The organism is Hamadaea sp. NPDC051192 (assembly GCF_040682475.1).
Lineage (GTDB): Bacteria > Actinomycetota > Actinomycetes > Mycobacteriales > Micromonosporaceae > Hamadaea > Hamadaea flava.
In genome coordinates, this window is the sequence record NZ_JBFBAZ010000140.1 from 1 (window position 1) to 20017 (window position 20017).

The window sequence follows — 20017 nt, forward strand, 5'->3', positions numbered from 1 at the left end:
CCATGATCAACGGGGAGAGACGGGGGTGGGGCAGGGGTGGGCGGGGGTGGGCGGGGGTGGGCGGGGGTGGGCGGGGGTGGGCGGGGGTGGGGGGAGAAGGGGGGAGAAGGGGGACGGGGGTGGGCGGGTTAGACGAAGGCGGTGGTCCAGTAGCGGGCCTTGTAGAACTTCGCACCCGTACGCTTGCCGGCTCCGCCGCTGGAGAAGCCGACCGACGTCGTCCAGTACTGGCTTTCGCTGGGCGCGTCGACGTAGAACCGCACGCCGTTCGGCAGGCTCCCGTACGCCTTGACGTAGGTGGAGGTGCTGATCCGCTTCTTGCCGCTGAACACCCAGCTCGAGCCGGCGTACAGCAGGCTGACCTCCCAGACGCCGTGGTTCGCGCCGGTGCCGCCGACGGTGTAGAAGAACTTGCCGGAGGCGTAGTCGGGCTGCAGGTCGTGCCCGGTGCCGGAGAACGTCGTCTTGCAGGCGAGCTTCAGCCCCGTCAGGTGCCCGCTGCTGTTCACGACGAGGTGGTACGCCCGCAGCTCGCCCTTGCCGACGGCCAGCAGCAGCCCGCTGGTGGTGTCGTAGAGCACGCCGTGCGCGCCCTCGAAGCCGTATTTCACCGAGCCGCTGTAGGACGTGCCCGGCTTGCCGCCGTTGCTCGACGGGATGAACAGGCTCAGGCCGCCGCCGTCGACGAACGAGCTGCTGTACTGCCGGGCCCGCGAGGACGCCACGACGATCGCGCCGTAGTTCTTGATGCGCTCGACGGCGTGCGGGTTGCCCGGCACGGTGGCGCTCCAGACGACGCTCTTCGAACTCTGGTCGATCATCGCCGCCTTGCCGCCCGCCGAGGCGGTGCCGGACGCGGTCACCAGCACGACGTCGCCCCAGGCCGCGGTGGGGCGGCGCTTGACGTCGGACAGGTTCGTCCAGGTCGACCCGGACGGCGCCGACCAGCGCCAGCGCACGTTGGAGTCGGTCCACGAGGTGGTCGAGTGGCTGAACACGAGGACGTCGTTCGTCTTCTGCTCGGTCGTGGCCACCAGGTATTCCGCGGCGGCGGCCGGTTCGGCGGCGACGAGCGCGCCGGCCACCGTGCCGCCGGTCGCGGCGACGACTCCGGCCGCGGCGGTGCTGCCCAGCAGGGTCCTTCTGCGCATTGGTCTCCCCAGATCCGCGGGCCGCCGGTCGGGCCCGATCGGTCAAGATCCTGACACCGTGGGGCAACCTCGGCAAACACTGGATGTCCGCCCTGTGGATAACCTCAGGGCAAGAGTCGGATATCCGTGACTATCTGGGCGCTAGCCGCTTTCCGTGGGCACTCTGGCCAACGTGGACACCGTCATTATCGTAGGAGCGGGGCCGACGGGCCTGACGGCGGCACTGGAGCTGGCCAACCACGGCATCCCGACCATTCTCATCGACTCCGGCGACCTGAGTTCCGCGGCCGAGACCGGTTCGCGGGCCATCGCCGTCCATCGCACGGCGCTTTCCGTCTGGGAGCGCCTCGGGTGCGCGGGCCCGATGCTCGCGGAGGGCGTCGCGTGGCGGACGCGGCGTACCTTCCTCGGCACTCGCGAGATCCTCACCCAGGTTCTGCCCCCGGCCGAGGGCGGCCTGCCGACCTTCCTCAACCTTCAGCAGTACCGCACCGAACACCATCTGCTCGCGGCGGCCCGCGCGCACCCCCTGATCGAGCTGCGGCCCGGCCATCGCGTCACCGCGGTGCGCCAGGACCGCCGTCAGGTCACTGTTCAGATTCAGGATCAGACTGGTACGCACAGCGCACCGGCGGCGTACGTGCTGGCCTGCGACGGCGCGCGGAGTTCGGTCCGCCGGGCGTTGGGGCTGGACTTCCCGGGGCAGACCTTCCCGGACCGGTTCCTCATCGCGGACATCCGCGCCGAGCTGGACCTGCCGCCGGAGCCCCGGTTCTACTTCGATCATCCGGCGCATCCCGGCAACACGGTGCTCATCCATCCGCAGCCGTTCGGGGTGTGGCGCATCGACTGGCAGCTCGGGGCGGACGTCGACGTCGACGCCGAGACCGCGCCGGACCGGATGGACGCCCGCATCCGTACGCTGCTGACCGCGGTCGCCGGCCGGGACGTCGACTACGACCTCGTCTGGTTGAGCGACTACCGGTTCCATCAGCGGCTGCTGACCCGGCTGCGGCATCGGCGGGTCTTCTTCCTCGGCGACGCCGGTCATCTCGTGGCTCCGTTCGGGGCACGTGGCATGAACGGCGCGGTGCAGGACGTCGAGAACCTCGGCTGGAAATTGGCCGCCGTGCTGCACGGTTACGCGCCGGAGTCGCTGCTGGAGTCCTATCAGGACGAAAGGTGGGCGGCGCAGGAGCACAATCGGCAGGTCGTCTCGGCGACCATGCGGTTCATGGCTCCGCGTACGCGGTGGCAGTGGTTGCGGCGGGAGATCGTCCTGCGTCTGGCCGCCCGCTGGAAGCGCGCTGCCCGCTGGGTCGACAGTGGACGTATGAGCGAGCCCTACCGGTACGCCGTCTCCGCCATCGTGCTCGCCGACGACGGCCCGGCCCGGCAGTGGCGGGGGGCACCGGACCTGGGCGGCAAGGTGCCCGACGGCGACTGCGTCATCCAGGGCCGGGCCACCCGGCTTCGGCACCATCTGGGGCGCGACTGGGTGGCGCTGTGGTTCACCGGCGAGCACCACGACACCTGGCTGCCCGCTCGACCCGGGCAGGTCCCGTGCCGGCTGATCACGATCGACCCGGCCGACTCCGGCGACCTCGCTCAGGCGTACGCCGCCCGGCCGGGCACGCTCTATCTCGTCCGGCCGGACGGGCACCTCGCAGCGCGCCGCCGGAACGCGGGCCCCGGCGCTGTGCGTACCCTTCTGGAGATCATGGAGATGCGCGGACCGTCAGGGACGCACCTGGCCGACGTGCCACCGCACCTCCCGCAACAACGCGGCCAGGTCCGAGGCGACGTTGACGAACTGGAAGCCGGACTGGACCCGGTCGATCGCCGCCCGGGAGTCTGAGCAGTAGATGCCCACCGGCAGGCGGTGCCTGGCCGCCGCCTGCCGGATCGCCGCGAGCGGGCCGGCCAGCTCGGGATTCTCCGGCGCGGGCGTGAGCCCGAGCGAGACGGCCAGATCGACCGGGCCGACGAACAGGCCGTCGAGGCCCGGCACCGCGGCGATGGCCTCCACATTCGACAGAGCGGTGGCGCTCTCGATCTGAGCGATGACGAGGGTCTTCGTGTTGGCCTCGGCGAAGTACCCGGGCAACGTCGTGTCGAAGGCCAGTCCGGCCCACGCGCTGCCCAGACTGCGCCGCCCGATCGGCGGGAACTTGGCCGCGGCGACCAGTGCGGCCGCCTCCTCGGGAGTGTCGATCATCGGGCCGATCACCGCCGCGGCCCCCGCGTCGAGGGCGCGTTTGACGTTCTCGGTGGTGTTCTCCGCGATCCGGACGACCGCGCAGCCACCCGCGTCGGCGATGGCGGCGACCATCGCGGTCATCGTCTCGGCCCCCATGGGACCGTGCTCCGCGTCGACGACGAGGAAGTCGGCCCCGACACGGGCGAGCTGACGAGCGGCGGCCGGACTGGGCAGGCTCAACCAGACCCCGTACGCCGGGCCGCCGGCCCGCAACCGGTCCTGAAAGATGTTGTCGCGCACCGTTTCGACTTTACGGGGCGGCCGCCACGCCCCCGTTTGACGTGGCGACCTGCCCCGGCAGCTCCGCTGCCGACACCTATCCTGCCCAGCCGCCCTTTAGCCACGCTTTATCGACCTTGGGGCGCGGTCACGTCTTCTCATCGACCACTGGTGGGACGCCACGGCCTCGCCTTTATCGACCGTCGCGGGACGCACGGACTCGCTTCATCGACCGCCGGTCGGCCGCCACGACGCCAGCCAGGCGACGATCAGGTCGGCCTCCGGCCGGTCGAGCCCGCGGTAGACGCGTTCCGCCTCCTCGGCATGCGCCAGCGCGTCCTTCTCCTCGTTCTGGGCGAGCCGGGTCTTGGCGAGCTGGAACAACGCGCCACCCAAGCCGAGCAGCCCGGTCGTCCGGGCGAGGTCGACGGCCTCGATGAGGTGCGTGGCGGCCAACTCGTAGTCGCCCCGGGAGTAGGCGGCGTACCCCGAAGCGCTGTACGCCTCACGCAGCGCCCGAGCATTCTGTGCTTCCACCCCGCGCCGCACGGACCGCTCGGCCGCTGCCGCCGCGGCATCCGGCTCGCCGAGATCCACCAGCACGCGAGTCAGGTACGCCCCCAGAATGCACGCGCCGATGTGCGAACCGATCTGCTCGGCGAGGACGGCGGCCTCCTCCAGGTTCTCGCGCGCCTCGGCGAGCCGGCCCTCACGCCGGAGCATGAGCCCGAGCGAGCCGAGGATGTTGGTCATCGCGTCGACGTCGCCGCCCGCCCGGGCCAACTTCCGAGCCCGGTCCAGCGTGCGCAGTCCTTCGGCATGGTCGCCGAACCGCTCCATGATGGCGTTGCCCCGGCCCAGCAGGAGCCGTGCCGCCTGCGCTGGATAGCGGTTCTCGGGCAGCCGGGCGGCGGCCCAGTCCATCGCCGCGTCGACGAGCCGCCATTGACCCAGTCGCCGCAGGGCGGCGGCGAGCTGCCCGGCGATGACGGCGGCCCAGGCAGCCTGCCCGCGGGCGGCGTGCTGCCGCCGGGCCTGCCGGAGCAGCGGGATGGCTTCGAGGTTGCGGCCGCGGGCGTACGCCTGAAGACCCATGGTCCCCAGTAGATCGATGCGACCTGGGTCGGCCGGGGGGATCGACCGGAGCAGCGTCGTCCCGATCGCCTCCCATTCCGAGGCGTACGCCTGCTTCGTCACGTAGTCGGACATCGCCGTATGGAGTCCGACCGCCTCCGGCCACCATTTCCGGGCGGCGGCGTCCCGGATCGCCGCGAAGAAGAGTGCCTCGTTCTCCTCGAACCACTTCTCCGGGTGTTCCCATCGTGGCGCGTCCGCTGGAACGTCGTACGGGAGGATCCGGGTCGGCAGGCCGATCGCAGCTCCGAGCGCAGCGGTCACCATCGCCGCGTACGCGTGGCGCAGCGCGGTCTCGTCCTCGCCGTCGTCGGCCTGCTCCCGGGCGTACAGGTGGACCAGGTCGTGCAGGCGATAACGCAGGTCCTCGCCGTCGTCGCGTTCGACGACGAGCGACGCGTCGACGAGGCGCTGAGCGATCCGCTCCGCCTCCGCCGCCGACCCGTCGATCAGCGCGGCGGCCACCCAGCTCGGCGCCTCCGGCCGAGGTAGCAGACCCAGGCGGCGCAAGAGAGTCGCAGCCCGCGCTTCGAGCCGGCCGTGGCTGACCGAGAAGGCGGCTCGCACCTCCCGATCCCCGAAGGCCAGCTCGTCGAGCCGGGACTGCTCGTCGGCGAGCCGCTCGGTCAGCCGGCTGATCGGCGTCGACGGCCGCCGCGCCAGGCGTACGCCCGCGATCCGGACCGCGAGCGGCAGCCCACCGCACAGCCGGACCAGCCGGGCGGCGTCGGCGACCTCCGCCTCGATCCGGGAGACCCCGGCCAGCGATCCCAAGAGGCGCAACGCGTCCTGGTCCGGCAACACGTCCAGGTCCAGCAGATGAGCGCCCTCAAGCCCGCCCAGCAGGCGCCGCCCGGTCACGAGCAGCGCACTGCCGCCGTCCGGCGGGATCAGCGGCCTGACCTGGCCCTCGTCCCGGGCGTTGTCCATCACCAGCAGCAGCCGGCGGCCGGTCAGTTCGGCGCGGAGCCGGCCGGTCCGCTCCTCGGCGTTCGCCGGGACGGCCTCGCCGGGAACCCCGATCGCGCGGAGAAGGGAGGCCGTCACGTCCGTGGCGTCCGGCGCGTGCGTGTCCGTCCCGCGCAGGTCGAAGAAGACGCAGCCATCGGGGAAGCGGCTTTGCAGGCCCCGGGCGACGCGTACGGCGAGGGTGGTCTTGCCCATGCCGCCCAGCCCGGCGACGCAGACCACGGACGGATGATCGTTCTCCGCCCGCAGAAGCGCCGAGATCCGGTCCACCTCGGCCGTACGCCCGGTGAAGTCCGGGATGTCGGCGGGGATCTGCCACACCCCGGTCGGGGTGTCCGGCGCGGGTCCGCGCAGCCAGCGGCGTACCACCTCGGACGCCTCGTCGAGCCGGCCGTGCAGCACCTGCTGCTCCAGCTCCCGCAGGGCGGACCCCGGTTCGAGGCCCAGTTCCCGGACGAGCGTCCGGCGAGCCCGGTGGTACTCGTCGAGGGCCTGGGCCTGGCGACCGCTGCGGGCGTGGCCCAGGATCAGCAGGTACCAGAGCCGTTCCCGCAGCGGGTCGTCGGTCAGCAGGCGGGCGATCCGGGCGGCGGCCGGCCGGTCGAGCAGCACCTCGACCGCGGCCAGCCGTTCGGCCGCCTCCCGGCGATCCTGGGCCAACCCCGACACGGCCTCGGCGAGGTGGACCGAGTCGACGTCCTGGCAGGCGTGCCCTTGCCAGATGCGCAGCGCGTCCTCGTACTGCCTCGCGGCGGCGGCCCAATCGCCGAGCCCGGCGGCCTGCTCGGCGGCGCGCGCGAGCAATTGGAAGGCGATGAGGTCGAGGCCGACGATCGAGCTGTCGAGCTGATACCCGTGCGGGTGGGTGACGATGGCGGCCTGCGGATCGGCTCCGGCGCCGGTGAGCGCCTGGCGGAGCCGGAAGATCGCGATCTGCACCTGATTGGCGGCCGTCCGGGGCGCGCTGCCGCCCCACGCCGCCTCCACGAGTTCATCGGCCGAGACGACCTGGTCGTGCCGCAGAGCCAGGGTGGCCAGCACCGCCCGTGCGCGCAGACTGGCGACCGGGTTCACCCCGTCGCCGCCCGCGATGCGCACAGGCCCGAGAATTCGGACCTCGACCTGTTCCACGCAGCCGAGAGTAGCGAGGCCTGGCCGGTTGGTCACCGGAGATCTGGGATGCTGGAACCGTGCAGCAGACGATCTCCGAATGGCTGGGTGACCTGGCGTCCGGCGAGCCGACCCCGGGCGGTGGCGCGGCGGCCGCGCTGATGGCCGCCACGGGCGCCGCCCTCGTGGGCATGGTGACCGAGTTGACCATCGGCAATCCCCGGTACGCCGACCACGAAACCGTTATGGCGGCCGCCCGCGAACGGGCTGCCCACCTGCGAAGACTCGCGACAGAGTTGGCCGACGCCGACGAGGCCGCCTTCGGCGCGGTCATCGAGGCGTACCGGCTGCCCAAGGCGACCGACACGGAGAAGGCCGGCCGTAGCGCCGCGATCCAGCAGGCGCTCGGCGGGGCGGCCCGGGTGCCGCTGCGGCTCGCCGCCGTCGCGGCAGAGGTCATCGAGCTGGCCGAGTCCATCCTGGATGGAGCCAACGTCAACGTCCTCTCCGATGTGGCGGTCGCTGCCGACGCGGCCCGGGCGGCGCTCTCCTCGGCCGCCGTGAACGTCGAGGTCAACACGACGGCGCTGACCGACCGCTCGGTGGCGGCGGCGCTCGACGCCGAGCTGGCCGGCTACCTGAGCGCGGTGGGCCGCGCCGATCGGATCACCGCCACCGTCCGCGCCCGGATCGGCGGGGCGGCGTCGTGAGGCTGATCGACGGGAAGGCGCACGCCGCCCGGTTGGGCGAGCAGGTCACCGCGCGGGCGGCCGAACTGCGGTCGCAGGGGGTCGACCCGACGCTCGCGGTCGTCGTCCCCACCGACGACGAGGCGACCGCCTGGTACGTGCGCAGCATCGCGCGTACCGCCGAGAAGGTGGGCGTGACCTGCCGGATCGTCACCCTCGACCGGCCGGCCGGGGACGACGTCGCCGGTACGCTGGCCGAACTGGGCGCCGATCCCGGCGTACACGGGTTGATCTGCCAGACCCCGTTGCCCGACGGGGTGACGCTCGACCAGGTCGGCGAGCACATCCCGGTCGCGAAGGACGTCGACGGGGCGAATCCCGCGAGCCTCGGCCGGCTGGCGGCTGGGCTGCCCGCGTACGCCCCGGCGACGGCACGTGCCGTGCTGGAGCTGCTGCTGGCGGAGAACGTGCCGCTGGAGGGCGTGGCCGCGACCGTCGTCGGACGCTCCACTGTGGTCGGAAAACCGGCCGCGCTGCTGCTCCTCGCCCAGAACGCGACCGTGACGGTGGCGCATTCGCGTACGCGTGACCTGGCGGCCGTCTGCCGGCAGGCCGACGTGCTGGTGGCGGCGGTCGGCCGGGCGCACCTCATCGGAGCGGACCACATCAAGCCCGGCGCGGTGGTGATCGACGTCGGCACCAATCCGACCGCGGACGGCGGGCTGACCGGCGACGTGGATCCGGCGGTGACCACCGCCGGGGCGTTGACCCCGGTGCCGGGCGGCGTCGGCCCGGTCACCACGATGCTGCTACTGGCCCAAACCCTGGACGCGGCCACCTCTGACTGATCACGCGAAAGGGCCACGCGAAGGCGTCACCACTCGGTGGGGTAGTAGTCCTTCAGGAAGCAGCCGTACACGTCCTCGCCGGCCTCGCCGCGCACGATCGGGTCGTACACCCGGGCCGCGCCGTCGACGAGGTCGAGCGGGGCGTGGAAGCCTTCGTCGGCGAGCCGCATCTTCTGCGGGTGCGGCCGCTCGTCGGTGATCCAGCCGGTGTCCACACTGGTCATCAGGATGCCGTCGGACTGGAACATCTCCGACGCGCTCGTGCGGGTCAGCATGTTCAGGGCGGCCTTGGCCATGTTGGTATGCGGATGGCCGGGGCCCTTGTAGCCGCGGGTGAACTTGCCTTCCATCGCGGAGACGTTCACGACGTACTTCCGGCGGGCCGTGGACGCCGCCATCGCCGCCCGCAACCGGCTGATGAGGACGAACGGCGCGGTCACGTTGCACAGCTGCACTTCGAGCAGCTCCAGCGGACCGACCTCGTGGATGACCTGGGACCAGCTGTTCTCGCGGGCGAGGTCGGGGACCAGGCCGCCGGCGTCGATGGCGGTCCCGTCGGCGATCCGGGCCGGTGAGGCCGACCCGCTGAGCAGCGCCAGCGCGGCCACGTCCTCGCCGGTGAGCTTCTGCCGGCCACTGGTGATCATGGCGGCGGGGTTGCGCTCCAGGCTGTGCCCGAAGGTGACCAGCTCGGGCAGCGGACCGGTCGGCAGCGGCTCCGACTCGGCCGTCACGAGCTGCGAGTACGACCCGGCGCTGCGGCGTACCGTCTGGGCGGCGTTGTTGATCAAGATCTCCAGCGGGCCCTGGGCGGCGACGTCGTCGGCGAGCGCGGCGACCTGGGCCGGGTCGCGGAGGTCGATGCCGACGATCCGCAGTCGGTGCAGCCAGTCGGCGCTGTCGGGCATGGCCGAGAACCGGCGTACGGCGTCGGCCGGGAACCGGGTGGTGATGGTGGTGTGCGCACCGTCACGAAGCAGGCGCAGCGCGATGTACATGCCGATCTTCGCCCGGCCGCCGGTGAGCAGCGCGCGCTTGCCGGTCAGGTCGGCATGGGCGTCCCGGCGCTCCCGGTTGAGCTGGGCGCAGTTCGGGCAGAGCTGGTGATAGAACGAGTCCACCGTGGTGTACCGCTGCTTGCAGGTGTAGCAGGACCGCGCCCGCAACAACGTGCCGGCGGTGACGGAGTCCTGCGTCGGCGAGGTCAGCCCGAACACTCCGGCGGTCTCGTCGTCGATCCGGCCGGGCGCACCGGTCGCGGTGGCCTCGGTGACGGCGCGGTCGTTCGCGGTCACCGCGGCACGCCGATCTTGGCGCTTGCGTTGTTTCACCATCTTGTAGAGGCGGGCGGTCGCTCGGCGGGCCGCCTCCACGTCCGGGTGGTCGACGGGCAGCTCGTCGAGTTCGGCCAGCACCTCCAGCGCCAGCTTGAGGCGGTCGGGGTCGATCTGTGTCACCGGAGAACTGTAGCCGGACCGGCGCCGCGTCTCGTGTGGGGCGACCGGTGATCTCCGGAGCATGACGTACGCCACCTGACCCCGGAAGGGTAGGCCACCTTCCGGAGATCAGAGTCGAGTGGGAAGAACCGTCAGCGATGCCAGGGCACGGCGGTCCCGGCGTGGAGCCGGGCGGCGATGGCCGCACAGGCGTCGCCGAACGCGCGTACCTGGTCGGGGGTGAGGGCGTCGAAGACGGCGGCGCGGACCGCCTCGACATGACCGGGGGCCGCCTTCTCGAGGAAGGCCATCCCCTCCTCGGTCAGCTGCGCGATCTGTCCCCGCTTGTCCGAGGGGCAACTCGTCCGCGCGACCCAGCCGCGCTCTTCGAGCCGCGAGATGGCGTGGGAGAGGCGGCTTCGGGTGATCTTGGACTGCTCGGCCAGCTCGGTCATCCGCATCTGCCGGTCGGGCGCCTCGGAGAGCCAGGCGAGCAGGCTGTAGTAGACGTGCGGGATGCCGCTGTCGCGTTGGAGCTGCTGATCGAGGTGGTCCTCGAGCAGCTCGGAGGCCTGGAGCCAGGCGCGCCAGGCTTGATCCTCCGCAGGGGTGAGCCACCGTGGTGTGGTGATCGTCATAGACCCCAGTCTACCTCGTCTTCTTGAAAGTTAAACAATCAGAGGTACGCTTCACGCCATGAGTTTGAAGGTTCAAGCACCGGCGGCCGAGATCCGGACCCAGGTGAAGGTGCCGTTCCGCTTCCCGGATGGTTACACCACCACGGCGGACGTCTTCACCTTCACCGGCCTGGTCGACGGCAAGGAGCACCTCGCGATCGGGCTCGGCGACTACCGCGACAACCCGATCCCGCTGGTCCGCCCGCACTCCGAGTGCCTGACCGGCGACGTCTTCGGCTCCGAGCGCTGCGACTGCGGTCCGCAGCTGCGGGAGGCGGTCGAGCACATCGCGCAGACCGGCGGATTCCTCCTCTACCTGCGGCAGGAAGGCCGGGGAATCGGCCTGTACGCCAAGCTCGACGCGTACGCCCTCCAGGACGCCGGCCTCGACACGTACGCCGCGAACCGGGCGCTCGGCCACGGCGACGACGAGCGCGACTACACCGCCGCCGCCCAGATGCTGGCGGCGCTGGACGCGACCAAGATCAAGCTGCTGACGAACAACCCCGACAAGGTCGCCCAGCTGGAGGAGGCGGGGATCACGGTCGACGAGACGCTGCCGACCCAGGTCCACCTGTCCACCTCGAACGCGCGCTACCTGCGGGCGAAGGTCGACCACACCAAGCACACCCTGGTCTTCTGACGCGTCAGGTCAGGTCGAACGACGTCCGCGCGACGGCGGACGTGTAACCCAGTCGGTCGTACAGCCTGATCGCGCGCTCGTTGTCCGACATCACCGCCAGCGAGACCGTCGCGTACCGGCTGAGGAGCCGCCGCGTCGTGGCCACCGTCACCGCCGCACCCAGCCCCCGGCCCTGCTGGTCGGGGGCTACGGCGATGCCGGCCACCAGACCGACGCCGTTCGCGCTCCGATCGGCGGCCACCGCGACCAACCGGTCGTCCTCGCGGATGCCGTACCAGTCGCGTACCCCGACCTTGCCGGGGCGCACGCTGCTGTCCGGCAACGACTCGTCCAGCAGCTTGTCGATGTCGGGTGCGGCCTCGGCCGGCAGCCACTCCACCAGCTCCTCGCCCTTCGTGGCGGGCGGCGGCGTCGTCGACCACATCTGGTCCCACTCGCCGAACTGGTGCGCGGCGAACCGCTCCAGCACCGCCTCGCGCGGCACCCGGGGCGCGTGCAGCCGGCCGCCCTCAGCCAGGCCCGCCGCCTGCAGCTCCGCGAGCAGGTCCAGCGCCGCGGCCCCGTCACCCAGCCCCACGGTCAGCGCTCCCCAGGGCCCATCCGACACCCACACCCAGGCATTCTCTCCCTGGTACGCCGAAAGCCGTTCACTGCTGTACAAAGCGACGAACGGGTGGTCTCCGGTGACGGCCAGGAACTCGGAACGGCTGGTCAGGGTGGGGGTGATCATGAACTAGAGGGTAACTTGGCTCGGTTACCCTGACCGGGTGCCCCTGGAGTTCATCGACTTCCCCCGCGTCTTCAATCTGCGCGACCTCGGCGGGCTGACCACCCGCGACGGGCGCGCCATCCGGCCCGGTCTGCTCTACCGCAGCGACAATCTCGGCGTACTCGCCGACGAGGCGTTGCCCCCGGCCGACCGGGACCGATTCGGTGCGCTGGGTGTGCGTACCATCATCGATCTGCGACAGCCCGCGGAGATCGAGCGACACGGCGGCCGTGCACCGGGCTGGTCCTGTTCGAGCTGGCACAACGTGCCGCTGAACAATCCCGCGTGGCGCGACGAAGACTATTCTGAAGTGGACGGACCGGCGGCCTACCTCATCGCGCGTTACCACGAGGCGGCCAAGACCTCCGGTACGCACATCGCCCGCACGATCGGCCTGCTCGCGGACCCGGCGGCCGTCCCGGCGGCGGTCCACTGTCTGGGCGGGCGGGACCGGACGGGCATCATCATCGCGTTCGTCGAAGACCTGCTGGGCGTGCCCGACGAGACGATCGCGGCGGACTACCACTTCACCGAGCAGGCGACGCGGCGGTTCATGACCTGGTTCCGCACCGTACGCCCGGACGCCAAGGATCTGCTGCCCTATCTGGACGTGACGCCGCCCGAGGTCATCCTGACCTTCCTGACCGAACTACGTGCGGAGTACGGTTCGGTGCAGTCCTATCTGGAGCTTCATGGCCTGACCGAGGGGCAGGTCCAGGCCTTGCGGTCGATCTACCTGGCCGAGGCCTAGGGGCATCGAGGTAGCGGGATCCGCACGGGCGCCGGCCGAACCCCGAGTACGCCCGGCAGAGCACTGTTCCCCTCCGCCCACGCCCGCATCGTCGGGCTGATGGAGCCGAGGACGAACAGCATGTCCTCGTGATCGCGCGCGAGGTCGCGGCCGTGCACCGGCTCGTGATGCGCCAGCCGGTTGCGTAAGCGGTGCAAGCGGCTCACCGGGTAGGCGAGCGCGTGCCGTCGCGGCGGAGTCAGATGTGGAAAGCCCAGGCGGAGGGCTGGGGTCCAAAGCGTGTGCTCGTACCGGCCGGACAGCAGGTAGTTCCAGAACCCGAAGGAGAGCGCCGCGACGATGCGGTCGGGCTCGGCCGGATAGCCCTGGATCTGCAGTCTTTGGCGGGCCTGCCGCAGGTCGGCATGGCGCCGCGCGTCGAGGAGACGAAGGGGATCGTCCACCCAGGGCTGGGGCAGCCCCCGGCGGAGGTGATAACCCGTCAGCTGGTCGTGCACCGTGTTGCGCAGTGCGATCTCGACTCCCTGCAACGTTGCGTAACATGCCGCGCTGACTGCGGTGTTCCACTCGTACAGATCGAGGCTTCGTAGGGCGTCGTTCGCCGCCAGAAGATCATATGGCGCGATCCTGGGCGAGGAGAAACCACGCCGGAGTTTGCCAAGATGAATCGAGCTTGACCGGTCAAATTCCATGCGCTAGCCTTTCTTTCAGACGGCCCGGATGACCTCTGCCTTAGGCAAGCCACCGGGCCTTCAACATGTTCGAAGACCCCGGTGACCCCTGCCTTTCGGCATACTGCCGGGGTTACGGCTTTCAAGGGGCACATTAGACCTTTGCCGGACCGCCATTCAAATGCGGTAATGGCAACCGGGGTGCTTGCTACGCAACGCATTCGAGCCCTCGGGGAATCGTCACTGATTCGATTATCCAATGTGGAAATACCGCATTCGGTCCCCCGAAGGTGCGGTCGAGCGGGCGCGCCGGCCCCGTGACCGGGACCTAGTTGGTTGGCACTCCAAACTATTGACACTCGTGCCCGGGGATTGTGAAATCTGGGTAACCGCGCCGTAGCCCCGGCGCGGGCGCCCACACCCGCGGCACGCGACGCTCCACGGACACGTGCCTCGGGCTGTGCCTTGCCTTTTCACGCCCTCGGCCGCCCCGGTCGCGGGCTAGGTCGAGAGAGGACAGCCCGTTCATGCTCAGGAAGCAGCGAAGTCTGGCCTCCGCTGTAGCCGCCGCGCTCGTCGCGGCCGGGCTCGCGGTGGTCACGCAGGTACTGCCCGGCACGCCGGCCGCCGCGGCCGGGTCGGACCCGTACTCGTTCCGCAACGCGCAGGTGGTCGGGGGCGGTTTCGTGCCCGGCATCATCTTCAACCAGTCCCAGGCCAACCTGATCTACGCCCGCACCGACATCGGTGGGGCGTACCGGTGGGACCAGGCCAACTCGAAGTGGATCCCGCTGCTGGACTGGGTCGGGTTCACCAACTGGGGCTACAACGGCGTGGTCAGCCTGGCCACCGACGCCGTCGACCCGAACCGGGTGTACGTCGCGGCCGGCATGTACACCAACAGCTGGGACCCCAACAACGGCGCGATCCTGCGCTCCACCGACAAGGGTGCGACGTGGGCGACCACCGCGCTGCCGTTCAAGCTCGGCGGCAACATGCCGGGCCGGGGCATGGGGGAGCGGCTGGCCATCGACCCGAACAAGAACAGCGTCCTGTACCTGGGCGCGCCCAGCGGCAACGGGCTCTGGAAGAGCACCGACTACGGCGCGACCTGGGCGAAGGTGACCGCCTTCCCGAACCCGGGCAACTACGTCCAGTCGCCCGGTGACGCGTACCTCGGCGACAACCAGGGCATCGCCTGGGTGACCTTCGACAAGAGCACCGGGACCTCGGGCAACACCACCCAGGGCATCTACGTCGGCGTCGCGGACAAGGACAACACGGTCTACCGCAGCACCGACGGCGGCGTGACCTGGTCGCGCATCGCCGGGCAGCCCACCGGCTACATCGCGCACAAGGGCGTCCTGGACCCGGTGAACCACCTGCTGTACATCGCGACCAGCGACACCGGCGGCCCCTACGACGGGGCCAAGGGCGACGTGTGGAAGTACAACATCACCACCGGCGCGTGGACGCAGATCAGCCCGGTCCTGTCCAGCAGCTCGGACGACTACTTCGGGTACGCCGGCCTGACGATCGACCGGCAGCACCCAGGGACCATCATGGTCGCGTCCCAGATCTCCTGGTGGCCCGACATGATCATGTGGCGCAGCACGGACTCCGGCGCGACCTGGACGAAGATCTGGGACTGGACCAGCTACCCGAGCCGCAGCTTCCGGTACACCCAGGACATCTCGGCCGCGCCCTGGCTGACCTTCGGCAACAGCCCGTCGCTGCCCGAGGTCTCGCCGAAGCTGGGCTGGATGAACGAGTCGGTGGAGATCGACCCGTTCAACTCCAACCGGTTGATGTACGGCACCGGCGCGACGATCTACGGCACGGAGAACCTGACCACCTGGGACTCCGGCGGTCAGATCAACATCAAGGTGATGGCCAAGGGCCTGGAGGAGACGGCCGTCCTCGACCTGATCAGCCCGCCGAGCGGGGCCAACCTGCTCAGCGGACTCGGTGACATCAACGGCTTCCGGCACACGAACCTCGACGCCGTACCGTCGATGATGTTCACCTCGCCGGTGTTCTCGTCCACGACGAGCCTGGACTTCGCCGAGCTGAACCCCAACTACGTGGTACGCGTGGGCAACGTCGACAAGACGGCCAACCCCAACGTCAACCGCATCGGCATCTCCAGCGACAACGGCGCGAACTGGTACCAGGGCCAGGAGCCGTCCGGCGTGACCGGCGGCGGCTCGGTGGCGGTCGCCGCCAACGGCAACTCGATCGTGTGGGCGCCGGCCGGCGCGGCCGTCAGCTACGGCGGCGGCAGCTCGTGGTCGTCGTCGAGCGGGGTGCCCTCGGGCGCCCGAGTCGCCTCGGACCGGGTCAACTCCAGCAAGTTCTACGCCTTCGCCAACGGCACGTTCTACGTGAGCACCAACGGCGGGCAGTCGTTCACCGCGACCGTCACCAGCGGTCTGCCCACCGTCGGCTCGGTACGCTTCAAGGCCGTCGCCGGGCGCGAGGGCGACATCTGGCTCGCCGGCGGCGACACGACCGGGGCGTACGGGTTGTGGCACTCCACCAACTCGGGGGCCAGCTTCACCAAGCTGTCCAACGTGCAGGAGGCGAACAACATCGGGTTCGGCAAGTCGGCCACGGCCACCGGCTACCCGACGCTGTTCACGGTCGCGAAGATCGACAACGTGCGGGGCATCTTCACCTCGTACGACGGCGGGGCGACCTGGCTGCGGATCAACGACGACCAGCACCAGTACGGCAACATCGGCGAAGCGCTGACGGGTGACCCGCGGGTCTTCGGCCGGGTCTACATCGGCACCAACGGCCGGGGCATCATCGTCGCCGACCGGGTCAGCACGACCTCTCCGTCGGTCTCGCCGACCTCGTCGACGTCGCCGACCGCCTCCACCTCGCCGAGTTCGAGCACCTCGCCGTCGACGTCGCCGAGCGCGAGCACCTCGCCGAGTTCGAGCGCGTCGCCGACCTCGACGGCGGCCAAGGCCTGCTCGGCGAGCTATGCCATCTCGAGCCAGTGGCCGGGCGGCTTCGGGGCGAACGTCACGGTGACCAACACCGGCACGTCCGCCACGACCACCTGGACGGTGAAGTGGACGTTCGCCAACGGGCAGACGATCAGCTCGTTGTGGAACGGCAACTACACCCAGTCCGGAGCCAACGTGACCGTGACGAACCTGAGTTACAACGGCGCGATCGGCGTCGGCGGCACCGCCGGCTTCGGCTTCAACGGAGCGTGGTCCAGCTCGAATGCCGTTCCGACGCTGACCTGTACCGCTACCTGAGACCTGACTGGGGGACGAAAATCGGTGGCCCGGCCGGCGCTCGCGCCGACCGGGCCACCCGCGTGTCTGCCTCCGAACCAGATCCTCCGTTCGGGCAAGTCGCCGTCGGCGATCATCCTGATCTGCTAAAAGAGAGATCTATCTATTGACACGATCTTCGATACATGGCTATGTAGGCGCCAACCTACCGGTTTTCCCCACCTGACCCCCGGAGGAAGACGATGACGACCCGAGTGAGATCCACCCGGACGCGGCGCCTGCTAGCAGTGCTCACCGCCGCGGCAGTGGCGGTGCTCGTCGTGCCGGCGACGGCCGCTCCCGCGCCACCCAGCCCCCTGCCGAGCGCCGCCGAGACGGCGTACTTCCGTGTCGTCGGCCCGAAGAACTTCGCCGACGTCAACGCGATCGCCGCGACCGGCGCAGCGATCGACGGCGTCGAGGACGGCAAGGTCTACGTGACCGCGACCCCCAGCGAGGTCGCGAAGATCCGGGCTCTCGGCTACCTCGTGAGCCCCGACGTACGCGACGAGCCGACCTCGGCCGGCGGTGGCGTCACCACTCAGGACTTCCCGTCGGCGGACTCCGGCTACCACAACTACGCCGAGATGGTCGCCGAGATCAACACGCTGGTCGCGTCGAAGCCCGCGATCGCGAGCAAGAGCACGATCGGGACCTCGTACCAGGGCCGCGACATGCCGCTGATCAAGATCAGTGACAACGTCGGCGTCGACGAGGCCGAACCCGAGGTGCTGTTCAACGCCCACCAGCACGCCCGGGAGCACCTGACCGTCGAGATGGCGCTCTACCTGCTGCACCTGTTCATCGACAACTACGGCACCGACACGGAGATCACGAACTGGGTGAACACCCGCGAGATCTGGATCGTGCCGGACATGAACCCGGACGGCGGGGAGTACGACATCGCCACCGGCTCCTACCGGTCGTGGCGCAAGAACCGCCAGCCCAACAGCGGTTCGTCCAATGTGGGCACCGACCTCAACCGGAACTGGTCGTACCAGTGGGGCTGCTGCGGCGGCTCGTCCGGCAGCACCTCCTCGGCGACCTACCGCGGGCCGTCGGCGTTCTCCGCCCCGGAGACTGCGAACCTGCGCAACTTCGTGAACAGCCGGGTCGTGGGCGGCGTACAGCAGATCAAGGTGAACATCGACTTCCACACCTACTCGCAGCTGGTGCTGTGGCCGTACGGGTACACCACGACCGACGTCACCAACACCGTCACGACCGACGTGCGGAACACCTTCGCCACCCTCGGCCAGCAGATGGCCGCCCTCAACGGGTACACCCCGGAGCAGGCCAGCGACCTCTACATCGCCGACGGCATCATCATCGACTGGATGTGGAACGCGCACCACATCTTCTCGTACACCTTCGAGATGTATCCCGGCGCGTCCGGCAGCGGCGGCGGCTTCTACCCGCCGGACGAGCAGATCGTCACCCAGACGACCCGCAACCGGACGGCCGTGCTGCTCCTCGTCTCGTACGCCGACTGCCCCTACCGGGTCATCGGCAAGCAGGCGACCTACTGCTGATCTGAGTTCCCCGAGAGCGGGTGGGGCCGCGGGCCCCACCCGTCACGCGAGTTCGACCGTCGTCAGCCGTTGCGTGGCACGGGACAGGGCGACGTAGAGGGTCCGGGCGCCGGACAGCTCCCGGAGCCGCCGGGGCTCCACCACCAGCACCCCGTCGTACTCCATGCCCTTGGCCGCCAACCCGGTGACGACCTGCAGCCGCGCCGACTCCGGCAGCCAGGCCGCGACCGTGTCCCGAGTGGACGCCTCCGGCGTGATCACGCCGACCGTCCCGTCGACCTCGTCGAGCAGCTGCGCGACCGCGGCTTCGACCGTCGGCCGCAGCTCGCTTCGCGGCACGGTGACCTGGACGGGTTCCACCCCCGTGGAGCGGACCGCCTTGGGCAGCGGCAGATTCGGTGCGATCCGCCGGATCTCGGCCGCCGCCACGGCGAAGATCTCCGCCGGGTTCCGGTAGTTCGTGGTGAGGCTGAACGCGTGCCGCTGGCGGCTGCCCAACGCCGAGTCGCGGGCGCGAGCCGGTTCCGTGGCGTCGCCGGTCCAGGCGGTCTGCGCCGGGTCGCCGACGATCGTCCAGCTGGCCACCTGGCCCCGCCGCCCGATCATCCGCCACTGCATCGGCGTCACGTCCTGCGACTCGTCCACGATGACGTGCGCGTAGTCGCGATAGTCCGACCGGTCCACCAGACCGCGCTCGCCGCCCTGGGTGCGTACGCCCAGCACCCGGTAGCCCGTGGCGGCCTTGCGGCGGGCCACCGGCGGCCGGCCGATCAGCCCGTCGATCTCGTCCAGCAGCGCGACGTCGTCCACCGACAGGTCGTCCGGCCGGATCGAGGCGGCCAGCCGCGCCTGCTCGGAGCGGCTCAGCGTGCCCTCGGCGTACCAGGCCAGGCGCTTGGGGTCGGCCAGCCAGGCCAGCACGTCGATCGGGCGCAGCCGGGGCCACCAGCGCTTGAGGAACGTGCGGAACTCCTCGTTCTCCGTCAGCTCCTCGTCGAACCGGGACTGCTCCCAGCCGGGCAGCCGCGACTTCGCCTGCTCCCAGAGCCTGTCGAGGATCGCCCCGAACGCCTTGGCCCGGATCTCGTTGCGTCGCTGGCCCCGGACGATCTGGCGGCGCAGCTGCTCGACCTGACGGGCGGGCAGCTCGAGCCAGTCGCCCCGAAAGCGCATCCGCAGCCCCTGGGGCTGCCCCGGAACGGCGTCCTCGGTGGCTCGCCGCAGCACCCGGCGCATCCGCAGGGAGCCCTTGATCGCGTGGACCTCGGCGGTCTCCTCCCGCGTCGCGCGTACGCCCTCGACCAGCTCGCCGAGCGACTTCAGGGTGGCGCTCTCCTCGCCGAGGGACGGCAGGACGGCGGAGATGTAGGAGACGAAGACGGGGGAGGGGCCGACGATCAGTACGCCGCCGCCGGCGAACCGGGCACGGTCGTAATAGAGCAGGTACGCCGCGCGATGCAGGGCGACGGCGGTCTTGCCGGTGCCGGGGCCGCCCTCGACGACGGTGACCCCGCTGCCGGGCGCCCGGATGGCGACGTCCTGCTCCTGCTGGATGGTGGCGACGATGTCGCGCATGCCGGTGCCCTTGGCCTTGGCCAGCGCCGCCAGCAGGGCTCCGTCGCCGATGACCGTCATGCCGGGCGGCGCGCCTTCGGGGTCCAGCAGGTCGTCCTCGACGCCGGTGACCTTCTCGCCCGAGGACTGGATCATCCGGCGGCGTACCACGCCGAGCGGGTGCGCCGCGGTAGCCCGGTAGAACGGTTCGGCGGCCGGCGCCCGCCAGTCGATGACCAAGGGCTCGACCTCGTCGGCGGGCTGCGGGTCGAGGTCGGTGCTGCCGTCCTCGCGGATGCCGATGCGGCCCA

14 protein-coding genes and 1 pseudogene are annotated in these 20017 nt (G+C 70.5%); 7 read left to right on the top strand and 8 right to left on the bottom strand.

Going from position 1 to position 20017, the window contains the following annotated elements; translation table 11 throughout:
• Nucleotides 1-128: 128 nt before the first annotated feature.
• Nucleotides 129-1151 carry a hypothetical protein gene (locus AB0M47_RS35345; protein ID WP_363421918.1) on the bottom strand — a complete coding sequence of 341 codons (1023 nt, stop codon included), beginning with the start codon at nucleotides 1149-1151 and terminating at the stop codon, nucleotides 129-131.
• 172 nt (nucleotides 1152-1323) lie between these two features.
• Between AB0M47_RS35345 and AB0M47_RS35350 the strand changes: the two genes are divergently transcribed.
• The gene (locus tag AB0M47_RS35350; RefSeq protein ID WP_363421920.1) at nucleotides 1324-3009 is read left to right on the top strand and encodes an FAD-dependent monooxygenase; all 1686 of its coding nucleotides are present in this window, start codon (nucleotides 1324-1326) and stop codon (nucleotides 3007-3009) included.
• Here the strand turns inward: AB0M47_RS35350 and AB0M47_RS35355 are convergent.
• Nucleotides 2890-3651, bottom strand: coding sequence for an aldolase/citrate lyase family protein (locus tag AB0M47_RS35355; protein ID WP_253761335.1), 762 nt, complete (start codon nucleotides 3649-3651; stop codon nucleotides 2890-2892). The genes AB0M47_RS35350 and AB0M47_RS35355 overlap by 120 nt on opposite strands.
• 204 nt (nucleotides 3652-3855) lie before the next feature.
• Nucleotides 3856-6864, bottom strand: a complete 3009-nt coding sequence (locus tag AB0M47_RS35360; protein ID WP_363421923.1) for a BTAD domain-containing putative transcriptional regulator — start codon at nucleotides 6862-6864, stop codon at nucleotides 3856-3858.
• A gap of 59 nt (nucleotides 6865-6923) precedes the next feature.
• Between AB0M47_RS35360 and AB0M47_RS35365 the strand changes: the two genes are divergently transcribed.
• Nucleotides 6924-7553, top strand: a complete 630-nt coding sequence (locus AB0M47_RS35365; protein ID WP_363421925.1) for a cyclodeaminase/cyclohydrolase family protein — start codon at nucleotides 6924-6926, stop codon at nucleotides 7551-7553.
• Nucleotides 7550-8380, top strand: coding sequence for a bifunctional 5,10-methylenetetrahydrofolate dehydrogenase/5,10-methenyltetrahydrofolate cyclohydrolase (locus tag AB0M47_RS35370; RefSeq protein WP_363421926.1), 831 nt, complete (start codon nucleotides 7550-7552; stop codon nucleotides 8378-8380). The genes AB0M47_RS35365 and AB0M47_RS35370 overlap by 4 nt, the downstream gene beginning before the upstream one ends.
• 26 nt (nucleotides 8381-8406) lie before the next feature.
• Here the strand turns inward: AB0M47_RS35370 and AB0M47_RS35375 are convergent, their stop codons facing one another.
• Together AB0M47_RS35375 and AB0M47_RS35380 are read right to left on the bottom strand one after the other, a co-directional pair.
• Complete coding sequence (locus tag AB0M47_RS35375) at nucleotides 8407-9837, bottom strand: SDR family NAD(P)-dependent oxidoreductase (protein WP_363421928.1); 1431 nt, start codon at nucleotides 9835-9837, stop codon at nucleotides 8407-8409.
• 131 nt (nucleotides 9838-9968) lie between these two features.
• A complete protein-coding gene (locus tag AB0M47_RS35380) occupies nucleotides 9969-10454 on the bottom strand; it encodes a MarR family transcriptional regulator (RefSeq protein WP_363421930.1) in 486 nt (161 codons plus the stop codon).
• Between the two features lie 58 nt (nucleotides 10455-10512).
• Between AB0M47_RS35380 and ribA the strand changes: the two genes are divergently transcribed.
• The gene (gene ribA / locus AB0M47_RS35385; RefSeq protein WP_363421933.1) at nucleotides 10513-11136 is read left to right on the top strand and encodes a GTP cyclohydrolase II; all 624 of its coding nucleotides are present in this window, start codon (nucleotides 10513-10515) and stop codon (nucleotides 11134-11136) included.
• A 4-nt stretch (nucleotides 11137-11140) separates the two neighbouring features.
• On the opposite strand, the gene AB0M47_RS35390 is transcribed toward ribA, so the two are convergent.
• Complete coding sequence (locus AB0M47_RS35390; RefSeq protein WP_363421935.1) at nucleotides 11141-11866, bottom strand: GNAT family N-acetyltransferase; 726 nt, start codon at nucleotides 11864-11866, stop codon at nucleotides 11141-11143.
• A 37-nt stretch (nucleotides 11867-11903) separates the two neighbouring features.
• On the opposite strand from AB0M47_RS35390, the gene AB0M47_RS35395 reads away from it, so the two are divergent.
• Entirely contained in the window at nucleotides 11904-12656 is a 753-nt protein-coding gene (locus AB0M47_RS35395) for a tyrosine-protein phosphatase (RefSeq protein ID WP_363421937.1), read from the top strand.
• Here AB0M47_RS35395 and AB0M47_RS35400 read toward each other — a convergent pair.
• Nucleotides 12653-13348 carry a hypothetical protein gene (locus AB0M47_RS35400; RefSeq protein ID WP_363421939.1) on the bottom strand — a complete coding sequence of 232 codons (696 nt, stop codon included), beginning with the start codon at nucleotides 13346-13348 and terminating at the stop codon, nucleotides 12653-12655. The two genes, AB0M47_RS35395 and AB0M47_RS35400, sit on opposite strands and share 4 nt — an antisense overlap.
• 506 nt (nucleotides 13349-13854) lie before the next feature.
• On the opposite strand from AB0M47_RS35400, the gene AB0M47_RS35405 reads away from it, so the two are divergent.
• Both AB0M47_RS35405 and AB0M47_RS35410 read left to right on the top strand, forming a co-directional pair.
• A complete protein-coding gene (locus AB0M47_RS35405) occupies nucleotides 13855-16602 on the top strand; it encodes a cellulose binding domain-containing protein (RefSeq protein ID WP_363421941.1) in 2748 nt (915 codons plus the stop codon).
• Nucleotides 16603-16823: 221 nt separating this feature from the next.
• Nucleotides 16824-18149, top strand: a pseudogene (locus AB0M47_RS35410) (M14 family metallopeptidase); the annotation flags it as partial.
• Between the two features lie 45 nt (nucleotides 18150-18194).
• On the opposite strand, the gene AB0M47_RS35415 reads toward AB0M47_RS35410, so the two are convergent.
• A partial coding sequence (locus AB0M47_RS35415; protein WP_363421943.1) for an AAA family ATPase occupies nucleotides 18195-20017 on the bottom strand: 1823 nt, incomplete at its 5' end.